23 protein-coding genes are annotated in these 26,718 nt (G+C 64.1%); 14 read left to right on the forward strand and 9 right to left on the reverse strand.

The annotated features are described in order from the left end of the window. Both argS and ETX26_RS09075 read right to left on the reverse strand, forming a co-directional pair. Positions 1-1,776, reverse strand: a complete 1,776-nt coding sequence (gene argS, locus ETX26_RS09070; RefSeq protein ID WP_129524391.1) for an arginine--tRNA ligase — start codon at positions 1,774-1,776, stop codon at positions 1-3. 81 nt (positions 1,777-1,857) lie between these two features. Next, the gene (locus ETX26_RS09075; RefSeq protein ID WP_129524392.1) at positions 1,858-2,508 is read right to left on the reverse strand and encodes a hypothetical protein; all 651 of its coding nucleotides are present in this window, start codon (positions 2,506-2,508) and stop codon (positions 1,858-1,860) included. Between the two features lie 70 nt (positions 2,509-2,578). Here ETX26_RS09075 and ispH point away from each other — a divergent pair, with 70 nt between their 5' ends. Genes ispH through rnhA form a run of 3 tightly spaced genes read left to right on the forward strand, consistent with a single transcriptional unit; the run spans position 2,579 to position 4,993 of the window. Beyond that, positions 2,579-3,553 (forward strand): 4-hydroxy-3-methylbut-2-enyl diphosphate reductase, encoded by a 975-nt coding sequence (gene ispH / locus ETX26_RS09080; protein WP_129524393.1) that lies wholly within the window; start codon positions 2,579-2,581, stop codon positions 3,551-3,553. 5 nt (positions 3,554-3,558) lie between these two features. Further along, positions 3,559-4,524 carry a homoserine kinase gene (gene thrB, locus ETX26_RS09085; protein WP_129524394.1) on the forward strand — a complete coding sequence of 322 codons (966 nt, stop codon included), beginning with the start codon at positions 3,559-3,561 and terminating at the stop codon, positions 4,522-4,524. 19 nt (positions 4,525-4,543) lie between these two features. Further along, positions 4,544-4,993 (forward strand): ribonuclease HI, encoded by a 450-nt coding sequence (gene rnhA / locus ETX26_RS09090; protein ID WP_129524395.1) that lies wholly within the window; start codon positions 4,544-4,546, stop codon positions 4,991-4,993. Between the two features lie 15 nt (positions 4,994-5,008). Here rnhA and ETX26_RS09095 read toward each other — a convergent pair whose 3' ends face one another. Genes ETX26_RS09095 through ETX26_RS09105 form a run of 3 tightly spaced genes read right to left on the reverse strand, consistent with a single transcriptional unit; the run spans position 5,009 to position 7,235 of the window. Then, a complete protein-coding gene (locus ETX26_RS09095; protein ID WP_225425687.1) occupies positions 5,009-5,140 on the reverse strand; it encodes a YegP family protein in 132 nt (43 codons plus the stop codon). 9 nt (positions 5,141-5,149) lie between these two features. Next, positions 5,150-6,208, reverse strand: coding sequence for an NAD(P)/FAD-dependent oxidoreductase (locus ETX26_RS09100; RefSeq protein ID WP_404825311.1), 1,059 nt, complete (start codon positions 6,206-6,208; stop codon positions 5,150-5,152). A 46-nt stretch (positions 6,209-6,254) separates the two neighbouring features. Then, positions 6,255-7,235: an alpha/beta fold hydrolase gene (locus tag ETX26_RS09105; protein WP_404825312.1), complete on the reverse strand. Its 981-nt coding sequence runs from the start codon at positions 7,233-7,235 to the stop codon at positions 6,255-6,257. A gap of 82 nt (positions 7,236-7,317) precedes the next feature. Here ETX26_RS09105 and ETX26_RS09110 point away from each other — a divergent pair, with 82 nt between their 5' ends. From ETX26_RS09110 to ETX26_RS09140, 7 genes are all read left to right on the forward strand, one after another. Next, positions 7,318-7,809: an A24 family peptidase gene (locus ETX26_RS09110; RefSeq protein ID WP_129524397.1), complete on the forward strand. Its 492-nt coding sequence runs from the start codon at positions 7,318-7,320 to the stop codon at positions 7,807-7,809. 84 nt (positions 7,810-7,893) lie between these two features. Continuing rightward, on the forward strand, positions 7,894-8,904 hold the full coding sequence (gene cpaB / locus ETX26_RS09115; protein ID WP_129524398.1) for a Flp pilus assembly protein CpaB: 1,011 nt from the start codon (positions 7,894-7,896) through the stop codon (positions 8,902-8,904). Positions 8,905-8,968: 64 nt separating this feature from the next. Continuing rightward, positions 8,969-10,498 carry a type II and III secretion system protein family protein gene (locus tag ETX26_RS09120; RefSeq protein WP_129525313.1) on the forward strand — a complete coding sequence of 510 codons (1,530 nt, stop codon included), beginning with the start codon at positions 8,969-8,971 and terminating at the stop codon, positions 10,496-10,498. Positions 10,499-10,512: 14 nt separating this feature from the next. After that, positions 10,513-11,163: a CpaD family pilus assembly protein gene (locus ETX26_RS09125; protein WP_129524399.1), complete on the forward strand. Its 651-nt coding sequence runs from the start codon at positions 10,513-10,515 to the stop codon at positions 11,161-11,163. 3 nt (positions 11,164-11,166) lie between these two features. Further along, on the forward strand, positions 11,167-12,441 hold the full coding sequence (locus ETX26_RS09130) for a pilus assembly protein CpaE (protein ID WP_129524400.1): 1,275 nt from the start codon (positions 11,167-11,169) through the stop codon (positions 12,439-12,441). Between the two features lie 64 nt (positions 12,442-12,505). Then, a complete protein-coding gene (locus ETX26_RS09135; protein ID WP_129524401.1) occupies positions 12,506-13,477 on the forward strand; it encodes a type II secretion system F family protein in 972 nt (323 codons plus the stop codon). 13 nt (positions 13,478-13,490) lie between these two features. Then, on the forward strand, positions 13,491-14,498 hold the full coding sequence (locus tag ETX26_RS09140) for a type II secretion system F family protein (protein WP_129524402.1): 1,008 nt from the start codon (positions 13,491-13,493) through the stop codon (positions 14,496-14,498). Between the two features lie 2 nt (positions 14,499-14,500). Here ETX26_RS09140 and ETX26_RS09145 read toward each other — a convergent pair whose 3' ends face one another. The 4 genes from ETX26_RS09145 to ETX26_RS09160 all read right to left on the reverse strand — a co-directional run bounded on the left by ETX26_RS09145 (position 14,501) and on the right by ETX26_RS09160 (position 18,107). Beyond that, positions 14,501-15,004, reverse strand: a complete 504-nt coding sequence (locus tag ETX26_RS09145) for a MarR family winged helix-turn-helix transcriptional regulator (protein ID WP_129524403.1) — start codon at positions 15,002-15,004, stop codon at positions 14,501-14,503. Between the two features lie 61 nt (positions 15,005-15,065). After that, a complete protein-coding gene (locus ETX26_RS09150) occupies positions 15,066-15,938 on the reverse strand; it encodes a crotonase/enoyl-CoA hydratase family protein (RefSeq protein WP_129524404.1) in 873 nt (290 codons plus the stop codon). A gap of 104 nt (positions 15,939-16,042) precedes the next feature. Then, positions 16,043-16,828, reverse strand: a complete 786-nt coding sequence (locus tag ETX26_RS09155) for an SDR family NAD(P)-dependent oxidoreductase (RefSeq protein ID WP_129524405.1) — start codon at positions 16,826-16,828, stop codon at positions 16,043-16,045. A gap of 106 nt (positions 16,829-16,934) precedes the next feature. Then, entirely contained in the window at positions 16,935-18,107 is a 1,173-nt protein-coding gene (locus tag ETX26_RS09160) for an acetyl-CoA C-acetyltransferase (RefSeq protein ID WP_129524406.1), read from the reverse strand. Positions 18,108-18,405: 298 nt separating this feature from the next. Here ETX26_RS09160 and ETX26_RS09165 point away from each other — a divergent pair, with 298 nt between their 5' ends. The 4 genes from ETX26_RS09165 (at position 18,406) to ETX26_RS09180 (ending at position 26,634) form a co-directional block, all read left to right on the forward strand. Further along, positions 18,406-21,303 (forward strand): TonB-dependent receptor domain-containing protein, encoded by a 2,898-nt coding sequence (locus ETX26_RS09165; protein ID WP_129524407.1) that lies wholly within the window; start codon positions 18,406-18,408, stop codon positions 21,301-21,303. A 117-nt stretch (positions 21,304-21,420) separates the two neighbouring features. Beyond that, positions 21,421-21,738 (forward strand): hypothetical protein, encoded by a 318-nt coding sequence (locus ETX26_RS09170; RefSeq protein ID WP_165271742.1) that lies wholly within the window; start codon positions 21,421-21,423, stop codon positions 21,736-21,738. A gap of 32 nt (positions 21,739-21,770) precedes the next feature. Next, positions 21,771-23,237, forward strand: a complete 1,467-nt coding sequence (locus ETX26_RS09175; RefSeq protein ID WP_129524409.1) for a 2OG-Fe(II) oxygenase family protein — start codon at positions 21,771-21,773, stop codon at positions 23,235-23,237. A 229-nt stretch (positions 23,238-23,466) separates the two neighbouring features. Continuing rightward, on the forward strand, positions 23,467-26,634 hold the full coding sequence (locus tag ETX26_RS09180; protein WP_129524410.1) for a TonB-dependent receptor domain-containing protein: 3,168 nt from the start codon (positions 23,467-23,469) through the stop codon (positions 26,632-26,634). The last annotated feature ends 84 nt before the right edge of the window (positions 26,635-26,718 follow it).

Consider the following 26,718-nt stretch of genomic DNA (forward strand, 5'->3'; position numbering starts at 1 on the left):
TCACATCTCCTCGACGGCCTCCACCCCCAGCAACGCGAGGCCATTGCGAACAACTTGCCCGATCTGCGCGGCGAGGAAAAGCCTTGCGCCGGACAGCTCGGCATCTTGTGCCACGATGAAGCGTTTCGCCGGGGTATCGTTGCCGAGATTCCAGTAAGCGTGGAACGCCGCCGCCAGATCGTAGAGGAAGAAGGCGACGCGGTGCGGCTCGCGCGCCTGTGCCGCGGCTTCGACCATGCGCGGGAACTGCGCCGCTTGCTTGACCAGCGCGAGTTCCTCATCACCCAGGCGAGCGACTGCGTCTGCCGATGGAGACACGCCCTCCGCAGCACCCTTGCGCAGCGTCGAGCTGATCCGGGCATGGGCATACTGCACGTAGAAGACCGGATTGTCCTTCGACGCCTCGACAACCTTCGCGAAGTCGAATTCCATCTGCGCTTCGGGTTTGCGGGTGAGCATGGTGAAACGGACCACGTCCTTGCCCACTTCCTGCACCACGTCCGCAAGCGTAACGAAGGTACCGCTGCGCTTCGACATTTTCACCGGCTCGCCGCCGCGTAGAAGCTGGACCATCTGCACCAGCTTCACGTCGAACGGGATCGGCTTGCCCCCTCTTTCTTCCTTGGCGCCCTCGCTGAGCGCGGCGACGGCGGCCTTGATCCGCTTCACCGTGCCCGCGTGATCCGCACCCCAGATGTCGATCAGCGCGTCCGCGCTTTCGGCCTTCTGCATGTGGTAAGCGAGGTCGGCGCCGAAGTAGGTCCAGCTTCCGTCGCTCTTGCGGATCGGGCGGTCCTGATCGTCGCCGAATTTGGTCGAGCGGAACAGCGGCAGCTCGACCGGCTCCCAATCCTCGGGCGTCTTGCCCTTGGGCGCTTCGAGAATGCCGTCGTAGACCAGATCGTGCTGGCGCAGCCATGCTTCCGCCTGCGCCGGCTTCCCGGCGCGCTGGAGCTCGGCTTCGGAGGCGAACACATCGTGGTGGATGCCGAGCAGCGCGAGGTCGGTCTTGATCAGGTCCATCATGGCCGCCACCGCGCGGGCGCGGAATTCGGGCAGCCACTCGCCTTCGGGTGCATCGCGATACGTGTCGCCGAGTTCCGCCGCGAGTGTTTCGCCGACCGGCTTCAGGTAATCGCCGGGATAGAGCCCTTCCGGGATCGCGCCGATGTCCTCGCCCAGCGCCTCACGGTACCGCAGGTGCACCGAGCGGGCGAGCACGTCGACCTGGCCACCGGCATCGTTGACGTAGTATTCGCGAACCACCTCGTGCCCGGCAAACTCGAGCAGCGCGGCCAGCGCGTCGCCCACCACGGCTCCGCGGCAGTGCCCCATGTGCATCGGCCCCGTCGGATTGGCCGAGACATATTCGATGTTGACGCGCGTGCCGGTGCCGAGCGTCGACCGGCCGTAGTCAGCGCCGAGCTCCGCGATCGCGGCCAGTTCGTCGCGCCAGACAGCGTCGGACAGGCGCAGGTTGATGAAGCCCGGGCCGGCGATTTCGGCGCTTTCGATGTCCGGATCGCGCTCGAGGTGGGCGACGACCTTCTCCGCCAGCGCGCGCGGATTGGTGGCGGCATGCTTCGCCAGGACCATTGCGGCGTTTGTGGCAAGGTCACCGTGGCTCGGATCGCGCGGCGGCTCGACCGCGACATTGGCCCGCGGGCTGCCTGCGGGCAGCGCGCCTTCGGCTTCGAGCGCGGCGAGCACGGCATCGACTTTCGCCGCAAAGGCGGCATGCAGGGTCTTGCGTTGGGAAATCTTGTGTTCGGGCATGGCCCGCGCGGTTAGACGAAATGCCGCAAAGCGCAAGCGCCCGCCCCCGCGAGCGCCTACCGTGCGCCGTAGGCTCAGGACCTAGCGCGTGGCGTTGTAGGTCAGTTGATCCTGCGTGAGCTGGAACCCGACCAGCAGCTCGAAATTCGCGCGGTCGAGCGCCGCCCGGACCTCGGGATCAGCCAGCGGGTCGAGCGCGGCGTCGGGATCGCCCGGTTCGCGGCGGCGGGTGATCCGCTCGCGAATATCCTCCGGCAGCGTCGCGGCGCCCCGGTCGATGAACGCGCCGGCCACACCGCGGCCCTGCGCACGCTCTTGCCCGGCCGCGAAATCGACCACGATGGTGCCTACGCGCTTCGATTGCACGGCTGAGCCGCCGCGCAGGACAGTGGAGAAGTAGGGAAGCTCGACCCGGCGCGCTTCGCTCGTGTCGGTGCGGCGTGCGAGCACATCGAAGGTCGCTTCTGAATAGATGCGTTCTCCGGTTTCATTGCAGGTGCTGCGCAGATTGGTGATCGTTGCCGTGACATCGATATTACCAGCCGTGGGCTGGCCGGGGGTTCGGAACAGCGTGACGTCGCCGGTATAATCGGGCACGCCCACGGCCGGGCATGCGGTGCGCACTGCGGTGATGCCGACGCCCTGGTCGATGACGAGATCGCCTTCGCCCGCGCAACCCGCCAGCGCTGCGGCAAGGGCGATCGGGGCGAAGAGGCGGCGGCTCGGTTTCATGCAAGGCTTCCTTCGAATTCCAATCTCGCCGCCCTAGCGACGCGCGCGGCAAAGCGCTAGAGGCGCGGATATGAATGCCCCATTGCAATCCCGCGACCGTGCCGAGGAGCGCGCCGCATTGACCCTTCTGATCGCCGCGCCGCGGGGGTTTTGTGCCGGGGTCGACCGGGCGATCGAGATCGTCGAGCGTGCGCTCGCACGCTATGGACCGCCGGTCTATGTGCGTCACGAGATCGTCCACAACCGCTACGTGGTCGATTCCCTCAAGGCGAAGGGCGCGGTGTTCGTGGAGGAACTCGATTCGGTCCCCGACGGTGCGCCGGTCGTGTTCAGCGCGCATGGTGTGCCCAAGGCAGTCCCTGCCGAAGCGGAGCGGCGCGGGCTCGACTACCTCGACGCGACCTGCCCACTGGTTAGCAAGGTCCACCGCCAGGCGGAGCGGCAGATCGAGGCGGGACGCCACATCGTGTTCGTCGGCCACAGGGGGCACCCGGAAGTCATCGGCACGATGGGCCAGGTGCCCGAAGGCAGGATGACGCTGGTCGAAACGGTGGCAGACGTCGAAGCGCTCGACTTTCCGCCTGATCAGCCTCTCGCGTTCCTGACGCAAACCACGCTGTCGGTCGACGATACCCGGGCAATCGTCGTGGCGCTTCAGGCGAAGTACCCGCATGTCGTCGGGCCCAAGGCGGAGGACATCTGCTACGCAACCTCCAACCGCCAGGCCGCGGTCAAGGCGATTGCGCCGGATAGCGATCTCGTGCTCGTGATCGGCGCCCCGAACAGTTCGAACTCGTTGCGACTGGTCGAAGTCGCCGAGCGCTGCGGCACCGATGCCAAGCTGATCCAGCGCGCGAGCGACATCCGGCCAGAGTGGCTCGACGGGGTTGAAACGGTCGGCCTCACCGCAGGTGCCTCCGCCCCGGAGGAACTGGTGCGCGAGGTGGTCGAGCAGCTTTCGCAGTGGCGCACGGTCGAGGAACACACGCTCGTCACCGCCGAAGAGAAGATGGTGTTCAAGCTGCCGCGCCAGCTCGTCGACTAAAGGCAATGGCCGTCTATACCCACCTCGGGGCCGAAGATCTCGCCGATCTGATCGCGCACTACGACGTCGGAACGCTCGTTTCGGCCAAGGGCATCGCCGAAGGTGTGTCGAACAGCAACTGGCTGATCGAGACCGATCGCGGCCGATTCATCCTGACGATGTACGAGCGCCGGATCGACCTGGACGACCTGCCCTTCTTCCTCGGTCTGCTCGATCATCTATCAGCGGCCGGCTGCCCGGTGCCGCGCACAATTCACGACCGCGAAGGTGCGGGATGGCGGACGCTCGACGGCAAGGCGGTGGCGCTGATCGAATTCCTGCCCGGCGTCTCGGTCGAGCGGCCGACGCCTTCGCAGGCGCGGGCAGTCGGCGCGGCATTGGCGCAGGTTCATCTCGCCTCGCGCGATTTTCCGCTCGAGCGAACCGACCCGCTCGACCCCAGCTTCAACTGGCACACGCTCGAGCGTTGCGGGGAGCAGGCGCTGGCATCGATCGATCCCATGTTGCCGGGGATGATGGATATGGCGCGGCGGGTATCCGAGAACTGGCCTTGGGATCTCGAACGCTCGATCATCCACGCCGATCTTTTTCCCGACAACGTCCTGATGCTTGGCAACAGGGTCTCGGGAATGATCGACTTCTATTTCGCATGCAGCGGCGCAATGGCCTATGATCTGGCGGTGACCCATGCCGCCTGGAGCTTCGATGCGCGTGGCGCCAGCTATCGGCCTGAGGTCGGCAAGACGCTGATCGAGGGCTACGAGGCGGTTCGGCCGCTCGCCACGCGCGAACGGCAGGAGATGTCCCTGCTTGCCCAGGGCGCCTGTCTGCGCTTCACCGCGAGCCGCGCCGAGGATTGGCTCGATACACCGTCCGACGCGATGGTGACGCGCAAGGACCCGATGGATTTCGCGCGGCGTTGGCAATTCTACGCCGAAGCGGGTGACGCTCCGTTCGGAGCGCGCGGCTGAGGAGGTACGGACGAGAGCAATGAAGCAGGTCGAGATCTTCACCGACGGTGCGTGCAAAGGAAATCCCGGCCCGGGCGGCTGGGCCGCTCTGCTGCGCATGGGACGGCACGAGAAGGAGCTCGCCGGCGCCGAAAGCGACACGACCAACAACCGCATGGAACTGACCGCCGCGATCCGCGCGCTTCAGGCTCTCACCGAGCCCTGTCGCGTGACTCTCTATTCGGACAGCAAGTACCTGCTCGATGGCATCACCAAGTGGGTCGAGGGCTGGAAGCGGCGGGGCTGGACGAACGCCAGCAAGAAGCCCGTACGCAACGCCGACCTGTGGCACGAGCTGATCGAAGTCGCGGGGCGCCACGAAATCACCTGGCAGTGGGTCAGAGGGCATTCGGGTCACCCCGAGAACGAGCGCGTCGACCGACTGGCGAGCGACGAGGCCGACCGGATCGCGCGCGAGATGGCCTCCTGACCTCGGCGTCCGACCTCAGCTCTCGTCGATGGTCTCGGCGCCCGGTCCGTTCTTCTTGATCGACCCGATGGCGTTCTTCGCGCTGGCCTTGCTCGTGTAACCTTCCGTCCAGAAGACCGCCTCCGCGTTGAACATGAAATAAGCCACGAACTCGCTTTATGGCCTGAATCGCGCCGGAGAATAGAGCTCGGGGTCCAGGCCTGCCGTCATCCCGTCACGGCTGGCGCCGAGCAGCAGTTGCGCGCCCAGGCGTGCAGCAGCGGGCGCCGTCTGGATGCCGAAGCCGCCCTGCCCGGCGAACCAGAACAAGGAAGGATCCGCCGGATCGAATCCGTAGATCGGGCGCCGGTCGGGCGCGAAGCTGCGCAAACCCGCCCATTTGCGCTCGACCGCCTCGACGCGCCAGTCGACCACTTGCTGCAGCCGGTCGATCGCTTCGGCCACGGCGAGCTCCTCGGGCGCGGCATCGCACGGCGCGGAGGGCGTCTCGTCTTGCGGGCTGAGCCAGAGCCGTCCGTTCTCGGGCCGGAAGTAGAACCCGCCCTCGATATCTAGAACGAGCGGCATGTCGTCGGGCGGCGAAGGAGCGACGCGGAGTTGCACGACCGTGCGTCGCAGCGGCGAGATGCCGACGGCCGGCACGCCGGCCAGTGCGGCAATGCCGTCGGCCCAGGCGCCCGCCGCGTTCACCAGAAGGGCAGCTTGGAACTCCGCGCCCGCCGCGGCGACCACCCATCCGTCGCCGGTGCGGTCGAGACGCTCGACCCGCCCACGCGTCCGGAGCGTGCCTCCGGCGCGGGCGAAGCGGGCGAGGTAATGCGCATGGAGCCCGGCCACGTCGATATCGGAGCACGCCGGTTCCCATACGCCACCGGTCCAGGCGGGGCGCAAGCCGGGGATATGCGCCTCGAGCACCTCACGCCCGATCCGCTCGATGGTTGCCCCCCTTGCACGAAAGCGCTCGACGAAAGCGTCAAGAGCTCCCGCGTCGCTGCCACGCCCCACATAGACCGCGCCGCGGCGCCTCAGAAATCCGTGGTCCCGCAGGTACGGGCCCGATGCGAGCGTGAGCGGCACCACCTCCGGACCGCCGTAGCATTCCTCCCAGAACGCAGCCGACCGGCCCGTGGCGTGGTAGCCGGGCCGGTCTTCGGCCTCGAGCATGAGTATGCTGGCGTGCGGCGCGAGTTCGGCGCCAAGGCTTGCTCCTGCCATGCCCGCGCCCACGATCGCGATATCGAACCGTTCTCCCAAGCCGGACCTACGCTTTCGGCGGAGCGGCGCGGGCAAGGAAATCGGCAATCGCCTCCATCGCGCGGTCACGCACGGCATCGACCTCTCGCAGGATTTCGTGCCGCGCCTCCTTGCCGAACGCGAGCAGTTCGCCATTCGGCAGGCGGCGCGCGGCGGCCTCGATCGCGATCATATCGACCAACCTGTCGCTCGTGGTCCCGAGCATGAGCAGGGGCGTGCGGATCGATTCCAGCACGTCCGGTGCGTAGAGCAGGCGCATCGACTCGTAGGCGCGCTCGACCCAGCCCCAGCTCCCGGGGCCCATGACCAGTTCGGGACGCTGCTCGCGCCACCACAGCTCGTCCTGATAGCGCTCCGCATCGTGCGTAAGCAGGTTTATCCGCGTTGCGGGGACCTCCCCGGGTTTCTCGCTCCACTTCCATGCGGGCCGCGAGGGGTCGCCGAAACGCAGCATCGCCTTCGCGACCCGATGCATCCAGCTGACCGGAAGGACGCTGCCGTAGAAGCCGAGCATGGGGGCAGACAGCACCATCGCATCGGGATGCGCCCGCTGCTCGGCAACGGCCCGCAGGACCAGATGACCGCCCATCGAGTGCCCCATCAAGACGTGCGGAGCCGGCGTCTCCGCGCTCCACTGGGTCCAGAGATGCCCGAGATCGTCCACCCAGCGAGAGAAGTCGTCGACATGGCCGGTGACGGCGTCGCTCCCCAATCGGCCGGACCCGGCCTGCCCACGCCAGTCCGACGCGGTTACCCGCCAGCCGGCGCGATGCCATTCCTCGAGCGTTTCGAGATATTTCTCGTAGCAATCACCCCGCCCTGGCAGAAACAGGATCGATCCCCGCGGGTGCCGGGCATCGCCGGACCAGTCGATGCGGCGGATGGCGTATTCGTCAGGGGCCATCCAGCGGCTCTCGACGGCATGTGGAGGAATCGCGCGGCGGTCGATCGCATCGCTGTTCACGTCGGCTTCCTGCACCTGGCTAATACCGCCCTCCTGCGGATGGTTACTCTTTGGTAAGCCATCCTCTGTAACACCGGCACCTGACGGGGGACCATCGGGGGTTTCGATGCCGGACGGCTATTTCCACTACGGGCTGCTCGTAGCCTTGGCAATCGCGCTGCTCATCGCGGCGTTTACCGATATTCGCCGACGGCAGATCGACAACTGGCTCAATGGTGCGATCGCGCTGGGCGCACCGCTGTTCTGGTGGGCCAGCGGCGTCTCGCTGTGGCCCGGGGCGGCGATCCAACTCGGCGTTGCATTTGCCGCCTTCGCGGTGCTCGCCGGCTTGTTCGCACTGCGGGTCATGGGCGGCGGCGACGTCAAGCTGCTCACCGCGCTGGCGCTGTGGATCGAACCTGGTCTGTTCCTGCAGCTGTTGATCGTCATGGCGCTGGCGGGCGGTGTTCTGACCGTCGTGCTGGGCGCCTGGCACGTCATGCGCCGGCACCGCGACCGACTGGCGGTCCCCTATGGCGTAGCAATCTCCTGCGGCGGCCTGTGGGTGTTGAGCATTCACTATCTCCCGGCCGCCGCGATCGCCGCCAATTCGGGGTGAACTCCATTTTAACCAGTTCGATTTAGTAACGAAATCCGGACGCGCCCGCAGTTCCGCGGGCATGACGAGGGGGCTTCATAAGCCATGGACAGGAAGAAGCTGGTTCTGCTGCTCGGTGCGCTGGTCATTGCGATCGGTACGGCCCTGGCGGCCCGCAGCATGTTTGCCGGAGCGGCCGCGCCTCAGGTCGAGGCAGCGCCGCCGGTGCCCCAGGGGCCGCGGGTGCTCGTCGCCCAGCGCGCCCTGCCGGCGGGCACGATCATCACCGCCGATGCGCTCAATTTCCAGACCTGGCCCGAGGACCTCGTGCAGGATGCGTACTTCATCGATGGCGAAGCGGATATCTCCAGTCTGCTCGGCACCGTGGTGCGCCTCCCGATCACCGCAGGCGAACCGGTGACACAGGGTTCCCTAGTGAAACCCGGCGACAGCGGCTTTCTCGCCGCCGCGCTCGGCCCGGGCATGCGCGCCGTCACCGTTCCCGTGTCGGCACAGACGGGCGTGGCAGGCTTTGTCTTCCCGGGCGACCGGGTGGATCTCGTGCTGACGCAAACCGTCAAGGGCGACGACGGCCAGGCGCTCAAGGCGTCGGAAACCATTCTGCGCAATCTGCGCGTACTCGCGACCGATCAGTCGACCACGCAGGAAATCGTCGACGGCCAGACCGTTGTCCGCGCATTCCGCACCGTCACTCTCGAAGTGACGCCGAGGATCGCCGAGAAGGTCGCCGTGGCGCAGACCGTAGGCACGTTGAGCCTGTCGCTTCGCGCGATCGCCGACAGCGAAGCCGAACTGGAACGCGCGATCGCCGCGGGCGAGATCAAGGTCCCGGACGATGCCACGCCCGAAGAAGAGGAAAAGCTGCTGCGCCAGGCGATGGCACGCCCCATCGATCAGGGTTCGACTTACGTCACCGGCGGCGACGTCTCGCGTTTCCAGCGTTCTTCCATGCCCGCGATGCGGCCGGCTGCACCCGAGCCTGCTTCGATGGGCGTGCCGAGTGTCGGGCGCGATTCAGCACCGGTCCGCAGCGGCCCGACCGTCCGTGTCACCCGCGGGAAGACGACTGTCGAAGTGCCGGTAGGAAAGAACTGACATGCGCCGCATCCATGCATTTTCCGCCTGTCGCACACGCGACATGCAATCGAGGGGCAAGATGATGAAACGCCGCCTTCTAGCAACTGCGCTGTTTGCCGGTGCCGCACTGGCTCCGATCGGAAGCTTGCCCGTCACCGTCGCCAACGCTCAGACGGTCTCCACCCCTTCGCAGAGCATCGTCCTCTCGATTGGCCGCGGTGAACTGGTCAGCGTGCCCGGCACGATGGCCGACGTCTTCGTCGCCAACGAGGCGGTCGCAGACGTTCAGGTCAAGTCGCAGCGCCAGCTCTTCGTTCTTGGCAAATCGGGTGGCGAGACGACGATCTACGCCAGCAATGCAGCGGGCGATGTCATCTGGTCGGCAAACGTGCGCGTCGGATCGAACATCGACAGCATTCCGCAGATGCTGGCGCTTGCGATGCCGGAAGCGCAGATCTCCACCGCGACGATGGGCACCAACACCGTACTGCTGACGGGCACGGTGGCGGCTCCGGAAGACGCGGCCGAGGCCGAGCGTCTGGTTCAGGCGTTCGTCGGCGACGAAATGAACGTGATCAGCCGTCTCAAGATGGCGACGCCGCTGCAGGTCAATCTGCAGGTCCGCTTCGCCGAGGTCAGCCGCTCGCTGGTTCGCGCCATCGGCGCCAATCTGGCAAGCTTCGACGGAACGAACGGGTTCAAATTCGGTGTGACCACGGGTCGCTCGCCCTTTCCGCAATACGCTCCGGGCGGCGGCGTCTTCACCGGCGTCACCGAGGCGACCGAGGGTACGTCCGTCGTGACCGGCATGGAAGGCGGTACGACCATTGCCGGCTTCGGTCGATTCCTTGGTCTCGATCTTGCCGGCGCTCTCGACCTCGCCGAGCGAAACGGACTTTTGACCACCCTGTCGCAGCCCAACCTTACCGCCCTCTCGGGGGAAACGGCCGAATTCCTCGCCGGCGGCGAGTTCCCGATCCCGATCAGCCAGGGTCTCGGCACCACGGCGATCGAATACCGCCAGTTCGGCGTCAGCCTGGCCTACACGCCGGTCGTGCTCGCCAATGGACGCATTTCGATCCGTGTGCGGCCGGAGGTCTCCGAGCTTTCGAGCCAGGGCGCGGTGATGATGGACAACTTCCAGATCCCCGCGCTCACCATCCGGCGCGCCGAAACGACTGTGGAACTCGGCTCCGGGCAGAGCTTCATGATCGCCGGCCTTATGAGCAACAGCGCGCAGAACTCGATCGACAAGGCACCCGGCCTGGGCGACGTACCGATCCTCGGCAACCTGTTCCGCTCGCGCCAGTTCCGCAAAGGCGAAACCGAGCTGGTGATCGTCGTGACGCCATATCTGGTCAATCCGGTCGATGCCAATGACATCGCACTACCGACCGACGGCTTCCACGCCGCGAACGAGCTCGAGGGCCTGCTCGGCTACCGGGAAAACGCGGGGGTCAGCGGCGAGCAGCGTCCAGCACCCCGCGCAGTCGACCGCGAGGCCCCGCAGCCCGGCGTCTCGCGCATCGATCCGCAGGCCGTGCTCCCGGGCTCCTCCGGCCGTGCACAGCGTCAGGCGGAAAGCGCCACGCCCGGCTTCAGCCTGAAGTGAGAAAGGTGACCACGATGTCCAAGGCTATCAATCGCAAGCTTGCAGGCGCGATCGCCCTCTCATTGGGTCTGTCGCTGGCCGCGTGTGGCAGCATGCCGCAGAACCGCAGCCTCTATTCGACGAAACAGCCGGTGGTCGAACGGACCAACTACGTGCTCGACGTGCAGGCAACCGCCGGCGGTTTGCCGATTCCGGAGCAGCAGCGCCTTGCCGACTGGTTCCAGGCGATGGACCTTCGCTACGGCGACCGGGTCGCAGTCGACGATCCGACAGGCAATGGGGCGACGCGCGAGGCGGTCGCCACACTCGCCGCGCGCCATGGCATCCTGCTCAGCGACGGCGCTCCCGTCACGGCCGGGCACGTCGAGCCGGGCAACGCCCGCGTCGTGCTCACGCGTTCGAGCGCGCAGGTCGCCGGTTGCCCCGACTGGTCCGCCAAGTCGGACATGAACTACACCAATGCCACCTCTCCGAACTACGGTTGCGCCATAAACGGCAACATGGCCGCGATGATCGCCAATCCCGAAGATCTGATCAGCGGTCAGAAGGGCACCGGCGAAACCGTGGTCATGAGCTCGAGCAAGGCCATCAACAGCTACCGTGAACAAGCACCGACCGGCGAAGGCGGCCTCGCCGCGTCGGACAGCGCTGGCGGAGGAAACTGAATCATGAATGCCCCTTGGAAAGCTGGCGGAAACCGCGACCCGTTCGCAGCCTTCATCTGTGACGAGGCGGCACTCGACGTGCTGCGGCCGGTGGTCGTCGAAATGGGCTGGCAGCCGGAGAAGTGCGCCAAGGGCGGCCTGCGCAACGCCGTGCAGTCGCTTTCGGTCACCGCAAGCCCGAACATCCTGCTGGTCGATCTGTCCGAGAGCGGCGATCCGCTGAACGACATCAACGCGTTGGCCGAAGTCTGCGAACCGGGAACCGTGGTGATCGCGATCGGCCAGGTCAACGACGTCCGGCTCTATCGCGACCTGCTCGCGAGCGGAATTCACGACTACCTGCTCAAGCCGCTGTCGGCCGGGCAACTGCGCGACGCATTGAACCACGCGCAGGCGGTGTTCGCAGCGCCGCGCGCGAGCGATCCGGAGACGGCCAAGAGGCACATCTCGACCGCGGTCGTGGGCACGCGCGGCGGTGTGGGCGCATCGACGCTGGCGACGTCGCTCGCCTGGCTGTTCAGCACAGATCACAAGCTGCCGACCGCCTTGCTCGACCTCGACGTACACTTCGGCACCGGTGCTCTGGCACTCGATCTCGAGCCCGGCCGCGGCCTGACCGACGCGATCGACAATCCCAGCCGCATCGATGGACTGTTCATCGAGCGCGCGATGATCCGCGCGAACGACAACCTGGCCATCCTCTCGGCGGAGGCTCCGATCAGCGCACCGTTGATGACCGACGGTTCCGCTTTCATCCAACTGGAGGAGGAGTTCCGCCAGGCGTTCGAGATGACGGTGATCGATCTGCCGCGCAATATGCTGATCAACTTCCCTCATCTGCTGGCGGAGGTGAACGTCGTTGTTCTTGCGACCGAGCTCACTCTCGCTTCGGCGCGCGACACGATCCGCATTCTTTCGTGGCTGAAGGCCCATGCGCCGCACGCGCAGCCGATCGTAGTGGCGAACAAGCTGCAGACCGCTGTCTCCGAGATCGGCAGGGCCGACTTCGAGGCGTCGATCGAACGGGAGATCGACTTCGCGGTGCCTTACGACGTCAAGACCGCCACGAATGCCGCCAAGCTGGGGCAAACCTTCGTCCACACCAGCCCCGCCAGCAAAGCCGCCGCCGCCATGCGGCAGGTGGCCGACCGCGTGATCGGAGCGAGCGACGAGGGGCAGGACAACGACTCGTCCGGGAAGAAGTCGCTGCTCGGCAGCTTCGACCTCAAGTCGCTGCTGGCGAAGAAGGACAAGAAGGTCGCGGTGGCGGCCGAGTGATGGTGCGCGGTCTTGCGGCGGAGCAATCCCCCACCGCTAGAGCCGGGAAGGGCAGGACACGAGCATGAATATCATCCAGCTCCTGCTGGTCGGATGCGGGCTGATAAGCCTTCTGATCATCGGCTATCTGCTGATGGCCGGCCCTTCGGTGGCAAAGGCGGCACAGCGCCGGGTCGAAGCGCTACGCTATCGCCATTCCGAAAGCACCGACACCAAGGTCGAATCGCAGCTGAAGAAGGCGATCGCTGCGCGCAAGCCAAGGATGCACAAAGTTGCCGGCTCGGAATCGAGGATAGAGGCGCTTGCCCTCCGGCTGGACCGGACCGGGAAGAGATGGACTGTCACCCAGTACATCTACACCTCGCTGGGCATAGCGCTCGCCGTGGCCGTGATCATGTACCTGCGTTCGGGAGCGGCAATGCTTTCGCTCGGTATCGGCCTGTTGGTCGGCGCGGGCATCCCCCATTTCGTGGTGGGTCATCTCATCAAGAAGCGGACCAACGCCTTCAACGCGCGATTCCCCGATGCGATCGAACTGCTGGTGCGCGGCCTCCGCTCTGGTCTGCCGGTCACCGAAACGCTGCAGGTGGTGGCGCAGGAAGTCCCCGGCCCGGTCGGGATCGAGTTCAAGGGCGTGGTCGAGCGCGTCAAGATCGGCCGCTCGATGGAGGAAGCCCTTCAGGACACTGCCGACCGGCTCGGAATTCCCGAGTTCAACTTCTTCTGCATCGCATTGGCAATCCAGCGCGAGACCGGCGGCAACCTGGCGGAGACGCTCGGCAATCTCGCCGACGTGCTGCGCAAGCGCGCGCAGATGAAGCTGAAGATCCGCGCGATGAGTTCCGAATCCAAGGCGTCGGCCTACATCGTCGGGGCACTGCCGTTCCTCGTCTTCGCGATGATCTGGTGGATCAATCCCGGCTACATCGGCGGCTTCTTCGAAGACGATCGGCTGATCGTTACCGGCCTCGGCGGACTGGTGTGGATGTCGATCGGCGGCTTCATCATGGCCAAGATGGTCAGCTTCGAGATCTGAGCGAGGACAGGACATGCCCGACACGCCATCCGGCCCCACCCTCCTCGGTTTCGACGTCATTCTCGTCGGCTCGATCCTTGCAGGAATCGCGGCGCTTGCCGTGCTGTTCGCGATCTATGCCGCCATTACGGTGAAGGATCCGATGGCGCGCCGGGTGAAGGCGCTCAATGCGCGCCGCGACGAACTGAAAGCGGGCATTGTCAAAGCCAATGCCCGCAAGCGCCAGAGTCTCGTTCACAAGACCGAGGGCACCGAGAAGCTCAAGGACACGCTGGCGGGGATGAAGGTCCTCCAGCAAAGCCAAATCGAGGTCATCCAGCAGCAGCTCGCCCACGCCGGCTACCGCAACAAGGAACTGGCGGTCTACGTGATCGCCGGTCGTATCCTGCTGCCGCTCCTGCTCGGCGGGCTTGGCATAATGCTCATCTACGTGATCGACTATTTCCCGGACTGGGGGGTGATCAAGCGGACCGGTGCAATGGGCGCCCTGCTGTTCGCCGGGTACAAGGCTCCTGAGATTTTCCTGAAGAACAAGGCGACAAAGCGGACCGACGCGATCCGCAAAGGTCTGCCCGACGCGCTCGACCTGCTGGTGATCTGCGCCGAGGCAGGCCTGACTGTCGACACCGCCTTCAACCGGGTGGCGAAGGAACTGGGGCGCGCTTATCCCGAACTCGGCGACGAGTTCGCACTGACCGCGATCGAACTCTCGTTCCTCACCGAGCGCAAGATGGCATTCGACAATCTCGCATACCGGGTGGACCTTGAATCAGTGCGCGGGGTGGTCACGACGATGGTGCAGACCGAACGCTACGGGACTCCGCTGGCATCGGCGCTGCGAGTACTCTCGGCCGAGTTCCGCAATGAGCGCATGATGCGCGCGGAAGAGAAAGCCGCACGCTTGCCCGCGATCATGACGGTGCCGTTGATCCTCTTCATCCTGCCGGTGCTGTTCATCGTGATCCTGGGGCCGGCGGCCTGCTCGATCAGCGACGCCTTCGCGTCCGGTCCGGGGAAATAGCGTCAGGCTGAACTGGCGCGGGGCGCCAGGACGCTCTCGCCCTCCGGCTCGAGTGCGCCCGCCTGCTCACGAACGCGGAGCAGGAGGCGCGCGAAGATCTCTCGTTCCACGGCCGAAAACGATGCGAAGAGCTGTTGCTCCATCTGCAGGGCCAACGGCATGATCCGGTCGTAGATCGAGCGGCCCTGCCCGGTGAGCTCGAGATGGTGCGAGCGGCCATCGGTTGCGTTGGGCTCGCGCTCGATGAAGCCGCGCTCCTCCAAAGTGCGACAGGCGCGATTGACCGCGACTTTGTCCATCAGTGTGCGCTCCGTCAGCTCGCGCTGCGTCGCGGCCCCCGTATCGCCCAGCACCGCCATGATCCGCCACTCCGGGATCTTCAGGTCGAACCGATCGCGGTAGATTTCCGCAATCCGGTTGCTCACCGCGTTGGAGGCGATGGAGAGCTGATAGGGCAAGAAGCGGTCGAGCTGGAGCCGACCGGAACGGTCATCGGGTTCGGTCATGGAGTTCGTTTCTACTGCAACCGCCTGCGTTGACAACCGCCGCCCAGCGCGGACACGCGGATTATCGGTAACCCGGCTCGTTCCACCAGGGGTGGAAGTCGGGCATGTCGCGCGATGGCTTCAGCGGAAACTCCGGAGGCCGCTTTTCCAGGAAGCTGGCGACACCTTCGGCTGCGTCCGCGCTCCTGGCCATGCGATAGATCGCGCGGCTGTCGATCCGATGCGCCATCATCGGATGCTCCGCAGCCGAGAGACGCCACATCATCGCCCGTGTCAGCGCAATCGACACGGCCGAAGTATTCTCCGCAATCTCGCGCGCCAGCGCTCTCGCCTCACCGATCAGCTTGTCCTGCGGATGGATCGACCGCACCAGCCCCGCCGCCTGCGCTTCCTGCGCATCGAAGATCCGCCCGGTGTAGGTCCATTCGAGCGCCTGCTGAATACCAACGAGCCGCGGCAGGAACCAGCTGGAGCAGGCTTCGGGCACGATCCCGCGCCGCGCGAAGACGAACCCGTACCGCGCCGTGTCCGCGGCCAGGCGAATGTCCATCGCAAGTTGCATCGTCGCCCCGATACCCACGGCCGCACCGTTGCATGCGGCGATCAGCGGCTTGGTCGAGTTGAACAGGCGCAGGGTCACTTGCCCGCCGCCGTCGCGCACGAGCGGATCGGACAGGTCGTCGACCGCTTCGTTGCTCGCGAAGGGCTTGGCGCCATCTTCCGGCGTAAGATCGGCCCCGGCGCAAAATGCGCGGTCGCCGTGTCCGGTGAAGATCACCGCTCGCACGTCGTCGTCTGCGTCGATCGCGTCCATCGCCGCTATGATCTCCGCCATCATCGTGCGGGTGAAAGCGTTCATCTTCTCCGGCCGATGGAGCGTTATCGTCGCGATGCCGTCGTCGATGTCCAGTTTGATCTGCGTGAAGTCGTGCATGACCCTTACCTTCCGATGGCACGAGCCGCCGCGAAGACGGGGCCTCAGGCGGAAGAGCACCGCCGACCGAGGCCTCCCCTTGGCGGGACTCCTGCAGCGAAAACTTACCGCGGCGCCATCCGGATGCCGCCGTCGAGCCGCACGTCCTCGCCATTGAAGTAACCGGTCTCGATCATGCACAGCGCAAGCTTGGCATATTCCTCGGGATTGCCGAGCCGCTTGGGGAACGGGACCGAGGCGGCGAGCGCCTCCTTCACTTGCGGCGGGGCGGCGTTCATCAGCGGGGTGTTGAAGATGCCCGGCAGGATCGTGTTCACCCGGATACCCTCGCCCATCAAATCGCGCGCGATCGGCAGCGTCATGCCGATCACCCCGCCCTTCGAGGCGGAGTAGGCCGCCTGGCCGATCTGTCCGTCTTCGCCGGCGACACTGGCCGTGTTGACGATCGCGCCCCGGTCGCCATCCTCCGACAACGGATCGAGCGTCATCATCCCCGCCGCCGATTTGGCGATGCAGCGGAAGGTGCCGACGAGGTTGATCTGGATCACCCAGTTGAACGCATCGAGCGGGAAATGGCTGATCTCACCGGTCTGCTTGTCGCGCTTTGCGGTCTTGATCGCATTGCCGACACCGGCGCAGTTGACCAGGATCCGCTCCTGCCCGTGCGCTTCGCGCGCCTTGGTGAAGGCGGCGTCGACCGAAGCCTCGTCGGTCACGTTGCATTCGCAGAACGTACCGCCGATCTCCGCGGCGACCTTCTTACCCTTCTCTTCCTGCAGATCGAAGATCGCGACCTTGGCACCCTTCGCCGCAAGCGCGCGCGCTGTGGCTTCGCCGAGGCCCGAGGCACCGCCGGTGACGACCGCGGGAGTGTTGCTGCCGATTTCCATTCTTGTATTCCTCTTCCTGATCCCCCGCGCAGGCGGGTCTCGTGCAATACTTGCCAGAGGTCCCCGCTACGTGGGGACTTCCTCACGAATCACCATGCTTCGACGTCTAAAGCGCCTCCACGATCGTGACGTTGGCGACGCCGCCGCCTTCGCACATGGTCTGGAGCCCGTACTTCTTGCCGCGCGCCTTGAGCGCGTGGACGAGCGTCGCCATCAGCTTTGTCCCCGAGGCGCCAAGTGGATGGCCGAGTGCGATGGCTCCGCCGTTAACGTTAAGCCGCTCAGGGTCCGCTCCGGTATGCTTGAGCCACGCGAGCGGCACCGGCGCGAAAGCCTCGTTTACCTCGTAGAGGTCGATATCGTCGATCGTCATGCCCGCCCTCCGCAAGGCGCGGTCGGTCGCGAACAGCGGCTCCTCGAGCATGATCACCGGATCGCCCGCCGTGACGGTGAGATTCGCGATCCGCGCGAGCGGGGTCAGACCCTGCTCCTTCAGGACCTTTTCGGATACGATCAGCGCCGCGCTCGATCCGTCACAGATCTGGCTGGCGGTGGCGGCAGTGATCGCCCCGCCTTCGCTGAGCAGTTTGACGCCTGCAATGCTCTCGAGCGTAGCGTCGAAACGAATGCCTTCGTCCACGGTGTGCATCTGCGGCCCGTCGGGCGTCTCGATCTCTATCGGCACGATCTCCCTCTCGAAAGCGCCGCTTTCCGTCGCAGCGATCGCCTTTCGATGGCTTCCCAGCGCGAAACGATCGAGGTCATCCTTGGTGAAGCCGTGCTTCTCGACGATCATCTCGGCGCCGATGAATTGCGACCACGTAACCCCCGGGAACTTCTCCTCCAGGCCCGGCGACTTGTAGGTGCCCAGGCCTTCCTTCATGTGGAACGTCAGGTTCGATCCCATGGGTACGCGGCTCATGCTTTCGACGCCGCTGGCGATGACGACGTCCTGCGTGCCGCTCATCACCGCCTGCGCAGCGAACTGGATCGCCTGCTGGCTCGATCCGCACTGGCGGTCGATCGTCACCGCGGGGGTCGACTGCGGGAGCCTCTTCGAGGCAAGCACCGCGTTGCGTCCCACGTGCATCGATTGCTCGCCCGCCTGCGTGACGCAGCCCATGATCACATCGTCAATACGCGCCGGATCGACGCCGGTACGCTCCACCAGCGCATCGAGGGACTTCGCCGCGAGGTCAACCGGGTGGACACCAGCCAGCTTTCCACCACGACGCCCTCCCGCCGTGCGAACAGCATCGACGATATAAGCGATAGTCATCCTACTCTCCCCGACCGGTTTCGCATTGCAATCCGGTTAGGTAGCCTGCGGGACGCGGTCAAGCGGGACCCGAATTGGGGAAGGAAGCGGCCAGAATCGCCCAACTTCACTCATGTTGCAAAATGGCGACAACGCCGGCCAATCTTCGGCGTTCGCCCGATTAGGATTTGCGGCGCGTCACGGTGAGAGGCATCCCGTCGAACAGCTGGCGAAGTGCGTGCTTCACGCACGCCTCGCTGCAGCTTCAAGCCTGTAACAGCGCCCGTCGCACGGGCGCATCAGAGGGGAAAGAAGTCACATGAGGAATCTGACCATTCTCAAGGCTGGCGCAGCGCCTATCGCGCTCGGCTTGGCTCTGGCGAGCGCACCCGCGTTCGCGCAGACCGCCGAGGGCGAAGAGGGCGCCGAAGCGTCAGCGCCGCCGACGATCGTCGTCACGGGTTCGCGCATCACCAATCCTAACCTTGAGCAATCGAGCCCGGTCCAGGTTGTCGGTGCCGAAGATATCGCGATCGATCAGGCGACCAATGCTGAAGAGCTTCTCGTTGACCTGCCGGGCGTGGTTCCCGGGTTCGGCAACAACGTCAACAATGGCAGCGGCGGCTTCGCCGCGCTCAACCTGCGCGGCCTCGGCACCAACCGCAACCTCGTCCTGCTGGATGGTACGCGCATCGTGCCCAGCACGCTCACCAGCACCACCGACCTCAACATCATTCCGGTTGCGCTCGTCGAGCGGGTCGAAGTGGTGACCGGCGGCGCGTCTTCAGTGTATGGTGCTGATGCCATCGCGGGTGTCGCCAACTTCGTTCTCAAGGACGACTTCCAGGGCGCCGAAATCTCCAGCACGATGGGTATCACGGAGCGTGGGGATGGCCGCCGGTTCCGCACAGACGTGACTCTTGGCGCGGGCTTCGACGATGGTCGCGGCAACGTTGCGGTGAGCATCGGTTATCAGAACGTCAATCCGGTCCTCCAGGGCGATCGCGACATTTCAAGCACGGTGTTCTTCGTCGACGGCTCCGAAGTCGGTTCAGGCACCACCCTTCCGACCAGGCTGAACGGTGACCAGTACGATCCTGACACGGGCACCCTGGTTCCCACATACAACACGTTCGATTTCGCACCGTACAACTACTTCCAGACCCCGCTCGAGCGGTTCAATGTATTCGCGACCGCGAATTACGAAGTCTCCGACGGTATCGAGCTCTACACCAAAGGCATGTTCACCAAGGCCGAGGTGAAGCTCCGTCTCGCGCCGTCCGGTCTGTTCGGCGACACTTGGCAGTTCCCGCTAAACAATCCGTTCATCACCGACGCGATCCGCAACAGCCTCTGCGCCGACAACGGTATCGATGCGGCGACCTGCGCGGCGGCCGGAGCCGCAACGGATCCAGAGGATCCGAACTATGTTGAGGTTCCGACCATCATTAACCGCCGTCTGGTGGAGCAAGGGGCTCGCGAGACCACCTACACCACCAATCAGTTCCAGATCTGGGCAGGCGTCCGTGGCGGACTGACTTCACTGCTCGACTACGACGTCTATGCCACATACGGCGAATCGGACCGTAATCAGCGGAATATCAACTGGGGCCTCAAGTCGCGCGTTCAGCAGGCTCTGCGCGCGATCGACGCCAACACTTGCGCCGACCCGTCGAACGGATGCGTGCCGATCAACCTGTTCGGCGACGGTCAAGACGTTTCGGCAGAATCGATCGCGTTCTTCAATCAGCCGGCCGGCAATACCGTGTCGACCTCGCTCACGGTGGTCAACGCCAGCATCAGCGGCGATCTGACCGAGCAAGGCTTCCTGGGTGCGGCAACGCCGATCGGCATTGCTATCGGTGCGGAGTACCGTGACTATGGTGCCTCGCAGATCTCGGACGTTTCGTTCGGCACCCAGGACGAAGTGCTGGGCACCGGCGCGCCGTCCCCGAGCTATTCGGGCGGTTACGACGTCAAGGAAGTCTTTGGCGAGATCCTCATTCCGCTGATTGAGGATTCGTTCATCCACAGTGCCACCATCGAGGCAGGTCTCCGCTACTCGGACTACTCGAACACGGGTGGCAGCACGACTTGGAAGGCTGGCGGTAATATTGAGCCGTTCGAGGGCCTCAAGTTCCGTGGCATCTACCAGAGAGCAGTACGTTCGCCGAATATCTCGGAACTGTATCTGCCGGTGACGACGGGCCTCGCGACGCTCGCCAACGATCCTTGCCAAGGTGCTTACGCAGCGACCAATCCAACGCTGGAGAGCATTTGTATTGCTCAGGGAGCACCGGCAGGCTCGATCGGCTCAATTCCGTCGCCATCGGCAGGCCAGGTCAACGCCACCAGCGGCGGCAACCCGGACCTGGATGTGGAAACGGCAAAGAGCTACACGCTGGGACTGGTCTTCACGCCTTCGTTTATTCCGCGCCTGACGCTCACCGCGGATTATTACAATATCAAGGTGGAAGACGCGATCACCTCACCTACCACAGGCGACGTGATAACCCCGTGTTTCGGTACGAACTCGGGGACCAATGCAGCCCCCGAGTATACCAACCCGAACCCCGATTCGCCGGCGTGCGAGCGTATTGGGCGTAACCCGCTCAACGGCTCGCTCAACGGCGGCGGCGATACACCCGGGTTGCTCCTTCCGCTCACCAATCAGGGAACGATCGTCACCAAAGGTGTCGATGCTCGGATCACATATGGGCTTCCGACAGGCTTCGGTGGGCTAGATTTTGACGTCGGCGTCAACTGGGTCGACTCGATCAAGTTCCAGGCGAGCCCCACCTCGGTCAACCGTGAGTGCGTCGGTCAGTACAGTTCCGACTGCAGCTTCTTCAACGGTGAGATCGTTCCCGAGTGGGCTGTCAATGCGCGCGCCACTGCGAACATCGACGGCTTCGGCGCAATCTCGCTGCGCTGGCGCTGGATCGATGGCGTGCGGTATGAGGAAGCGGCGGATCCCGAGGGCATTCTCGAGGATTATCTGTCGATTCCGTCGTACAGCTACTTCGATCTCAACGCGCGGGCCGATGTCAGCGAAAACATGGATCTTACATTCGGTGTGTTCAACCTGTTCGACAAGGAACCGCCGAACGTGAGCTCCTACATCGGGACGACCGCCCAGAACTCGGGCAACACCTACCCGTCGACCTACGACGTACTTGGCCGACGCTTCTCGGTCACTGCGCGCCTGCGGTTCTGATCGGGTTCCGATACCAACACTGGAACGGCGGGCCTCGCGCCCGCCGTTTCTTTATGTGGTGACAGCCTCGCACTGTCTGGTTAGTCTTCCGTCGACGGGTTCTCGCGGGAGGATATCATGCGTACTCTGGCTTATCTCGCCGTTCCACTGGCTTGCAGTATTGGGATGAGCGCTCAGGAGGCTTACGCCGCCTCCATTCCAGCGGTGGCTTTCGTGCAGGCCGCTTCGGGTCCAGGGGTCGAACCGAACGGCCAGACAGCCGATGGCGAGCAGGTAGAGTGCCGCCGGATCAAAGTCACCGGGTCTCGTATCAAGAGGAAACGCATCTGCATGACCGTCGCCCAGTGGGAAGAGCAGGGCCGCCAAGGTCGCAACCAGGCGACCGAGATGCAGGATAGCGGGACGATCGATCCGGCGGGTGATCCGACCGGCTAGTATCGCTGCGTCCCGGCTCGAGGGATAGTGGTTTGGAGGCCGACGACGAACAGCTCATAACGGAAGCCATTGCAGGCCGGAACGCGGGCTGCGCACGTGACTGGACCGGCCGTTTGGAACGGCGGATCGAAAGATCTCCCGGTAATTCGCGGCTTTGGCACACGCTCGGAACACTCTGGCGCGCGGAACTCGAGTCAGAGCAAGCCGTCGCGGCGTTCATCAAGGCTCGAACGCTGGATCCATCGAGCGCAGTCACTGCGCATGCATTGGCTCGCGCTACGCTCGAAGCAGGCTGGCCCGCGACGGAGCGCTACGACGAAGCGCTCGCTATCTCCCCCGGTGACGGATCGATTCTACTGGGAAAGGCCGCGGCGCAAGTTGCGCAGGGGCAGATCGACGACGCATTGTCGGGTCTGGAAGCCCTCCTGCATCGCAGTCCACAATGGGCCGAGGGGCAACGCCAACTCGTCGAACTTCGTATCGCAAAGGGTATCTTTGCCAATCCCTTCACGATGCTGGACGAGGCGATCGAGGAACATCCGTTCAATGCAAATCTGCGAGCTGTCAAACTCGAGATTCTTTACAAGAGTCAGGAATTCGAGCGACTGGCGCACTTCGCTACCTCCTGCAAGCAGGTGCTCGGAACAAGCGAATGGCTTGTCACCTATCAGGCGATCGCCGCTTCGGAACTCGGCGAGCTAACCGCGGCAGATGCCCTGTTCGATCGGCTATTGCCGACCCGTTCGCCCGAACTCGCAAGTCACGCCATGCGTCATGCGGTTCGCGCCGGCCGACCTGACGCGGCTGCGGCGATAGGCGAGCCCCTGATCGATGTCGCCGGATCGAATCATGTCTGGCCCTGGCTCGGTGCGGCATGGCGGATGGTGGACGACCCCCGCGCCCAATGGCTCTACGATCAGCCGCATCTCGTCCACCTCTGCGACCTGCTGGGCTCCGAACAGACGGAGACGCTCGCGAATAGCCTACGGCGCTTGCATCGAACCAGCTCCGCATGTCTCGGACAATCGGTGCGAGACGGCACGCAAACCGATGGCCCGCTTCTCGCGCGGGCGGAGCCAGAAATTGTCGCACTTCGGAAGGCGATTCTGACGCAGGTCGAAAGCCATATTGTTGCGCTGCCGCATGTCGAAGGGCATCCCACGCTGACGCGTAAACCGACTCAGGCGCAAATCGCGGGGTCATGGTCCGTCCGCTTTCACGGACGCGGATATCATGCCAATCATGTTCATCCGCTTGGATGGATGAGCGCGGCACTCTACATTACCGTGCCGCTTCCCTGGTCGGGTGATCCGCAGGCAGGCTGGCTCGTCCTCGGTCAACCCCCTGAAGAGGTTGGCGCCACCCTTGACCCGATCGCGTTCGCCGAGCCTCGGCCCGGACGACTGGTCTTGTTTCCCTCGATCATGTGGCATGGCACGCGACCGTTCTCCTCCGGCGAGCGCATGACGGTCGCCTTCGATATTGCGCTTCCGGCCTAGTGATCGGCGAATAAGCCGGCACTGAGGGGGGCGACCACATCACCAGGATGTGTTGCATTTTCGCGACAGATTGCTCCCAAGGGATACGGGAGCACCTGATTTCATTTGCGACTAACCAAGCCGTGTCGCATCCAGAGGCGTGACAGAATTCCGCAGAATGAGCGGATCATTGTCGGATTGACCGTTTTCGGTCGGCGGCTTGCCGGCCTTTCTAGGGGGACTGGAAACCATGAACTATTCTCGACTGACAGCTGGAAAGTCGCGCCTCTTCGCGAGCACGGGTGCCGTGGCGCTGTCGCTGGCACTCTTCACGAGTCCGACCTACGCCCAGGAACAAGCACCGGCGGCCGGCGACGCTGAGTGCATAGACGCCGACGGAAACGGCATCTGCGATTCCGAAGAGGAAGGAGCCGAGAGCGCCGCGATTATCGTCACGGGTACTCGCATTTCGCGCCCGACGCTGAGTTCGCCGGTTCCGGTGACGTCGGTTACTCCCGAGGAACTCACAAACACCGGTGACATCTCGCTCGGTGATGCGCTCAACGACCTGCCGTCGCTTCGGTCCACTTTCAGCCAGGGTAACTCGACGCGTTTCATCGGTACGGCCGGCCTCAACCTGCTTGACCTCCGTGGCCTCGGCACCAGCCGCACGCTGGTTCTCGTCAACGGCAAGCGCCATATTACTGCATCGCCTGGTGATTACCTGGTCGACATCAACACCATTCCGGTCGATCTGCTTGAGCGTGTCGACGTGGTGACTGGCGGCAACTCCGCAGTTTACGGCTCGGATGCCGTCGCCGGCGTCGTCAACTTCGTCCTGAAGCGCGACTTCGAGGGTATTTCGATCAACGGACAGGCCGGTATTTCAGAAGAAGGCGACCGTGCCACGCGCTTCATTTCGGGAGTCTACGGCAAGAACTTCGCCGATGGGCGGGGCAATGTCGCGATCGCCGCTGAATGGGCCAAGACCGATCCGCTATATTTCACCGAGCGCGACGATCTGACCGGAGCCTACAGCGGTCGCTGCCAGTTCAACAACGTGGAAGACGGCCCATTCTACAACGGCTACGACAACGAACCTCTGTGCGGCGTGCGTAACCGCGCGATTTCCGACGGCGGCACGATCGGCGGTCTCGGCGACGGCGATGCGCTGATCTTTGCTCCCAACGGCAACCTGGTCATCGACGATGGCGAGTTCATAGGTCCGTTCACGGGCAACGTCATTGGTGGCAATGGCTCGACCTTGCGCAACACCGGCCAGCTCGCAGCAGGTCTGGAGCGTTATACGTTTAATCTACTTGCGCATTTCGACGTCAGCGACGCTTTTCGTCCCTTTGTTGAAGCCAAGTATGTCCACATCGATGCGATACAGGAAGGTCAACCGAGCTTCTTCGTAGGCGGTCCGGGCTATGTTGGCGGGCCTGACATGCGTTGTGACAACGCCTTTCTCAATGCCCAGGCACTCGGGACGCTGCAAAGCTTCGGGCTGTGCACCGATCCGGCAACCGACACGTTCCCACTCTCGCGGTTCAATGTAGACTTCGGGGGGCGCGGCGAACTCCACGATCGTGATACCTATCGTATCGTCGGTGGCGTTGAAGGTACCTTCAACGATGACTGGAATTACGAAGTCTCCTTGAACTACGGTCGCCTCGAAACCGAGATGCGCTCGCTCAATAACCTGCTGCTGTTCGACATCGACGGCAACCCGACCGGCTTCAACCTTGCGGTCGACGCCGTTGAGGACGGTTCTGGGAACATCGTCTGTCGCGTCAACACCGACGCCGATCCTAGCAACAATGATCCGAACTGCGTGCCGCTCAACGTGTTCGGCTTTGGCGCGCCGAGCCAGGCTGCGCTGGATTACGTCAACACCACCGCCTTCCGCAAGGAATGGGCAGAACAGTTTGTCGCGCTCGCTTCTGTCAGTGGCGACATGTCGCAACTGTTTGAACTTCCGGGTGGCCCGATCGCCTTCGCTCTTGGCGGTGAGTATCGCGAGGAGAAGGCCTACAGCGCGTTCGATGATCTGACGGCCAGTGGAGGCACATTCCTCAACGCCATTCAGCCGTTCGATCCGCCCAAGCTGACAGTCAAGGAGGCGTTCGGCGAAGTCAGCGTGCCCATCCTCGCTAACATGCCCTTCGCCGAAGAACTGACGATCAGCGGCGCGGCGCGTGTTTCGGACTATAACACCGCGACGGGCACGGTTTGGGCATACAATGTTCAGGGCATCTATGCGCCGATCCCGGACATTCGTTTCCGTGCGGCATACGCAACTTCGGTGCGCGCACCGACCCAGAGCGACCTCTACTCGCCTGCTTCGCAAAACTTCGCGCAGCTTACCGATCCGTGCGACTCGCAGAACATCGGTAACAATCCGAACCGTGCAGCGAACTGCGCAGATGCCGGGGTTCCCACGACGGCCAATGCAGCGCTTGTAGCTGCCTGCGCCGGGACATCATTCCCGTTGGCTTTGGGCGATCCCTTCCTCAACTGCACTGCACGTACCTCGTCGACCTCGTTTGTGCAGGGCGGCAATCCGAACCTCACCGAGGAGAAGGGCAAATCGTTCACGGCCGGTATCGTGGTGGAGCCGCGGTTCATTCCTGGCCTGAACTTCACAGTCGACTACTACAATATTGAAATCGAAGATCAGATCGCGGTTCTCGGGGCGCAGACGATCATTAACAACTGCTATGATTCGCCTTCCGGAATCAGCAATCCATTCTGCGCTACGGTCAATCGCGACCCCAGCACGGGCCTATTTGATGAAAATGAGGCGGTCATTGCCGGCGGCATCAACTTCGCTTCGCGCAAGACCGAGGGCATCGACTTCGATCTCGCTTATCGGCGGACGTTCGACAACGGCCACCGGCTGAGCTTCCGGGCAATCGCGACCCACCTGCTCACGCTGGACTTCTTCGAAGACCCGACAAGCCCGATCAACCCCAACCGGGTGAAAAGCGAACTCGGCGATCCGGACTGGGCCGCGTCGGCGAACATCAACTACGACTTTGGCGAGTTCGATATCACTTGGTCGGCACGGTTCCTCGATTCGATGTACAAGAGCGCGTACGAGAATTCGAACCGTCACAGGGGCATCTGCCCGTCATCCGGTTCCACGGGTTCGTCCGGCGGCACTTGTACTCCGGGTGAGCTTACGACGCTCGACCCGCTCAATCCCGACCAGTACGAAGAGCACAAGTTCGGCGCCAAGACCTATCACAACCTGCGTCTGAACTACGAGCTGCCGGGAAGCGACTTTAATTTCTACGTTGGCGTCGACAACCTGTTCGACACGAAGCCGCCTTTCGGGCAGCTGGGTACCGCTGGAGGCGATCCGTACGACACGTTCGGCCGCTACTACTACGCGGGCTTCAGGCTCGAACTGTAAGATGTGCGTCCTGTAGGCTTTGGCCTACTGACGGGTGCAATGAAGAAGGGCCCCGGTTTCCCGGGGCCCTTTTTTGTGCTGCTT

The sequence above is a fragment of the Pelagerythrobacter rhizovicinus genome, assembly GCF_004135625.1.
GTDB lineage: Bacteria > Pseudomonadota > Alphaproteobacteria > Sphingomonadales > Sphingomonadaceae > Pelagerythrobacter > Pelagerythrobacter rhizovicinus.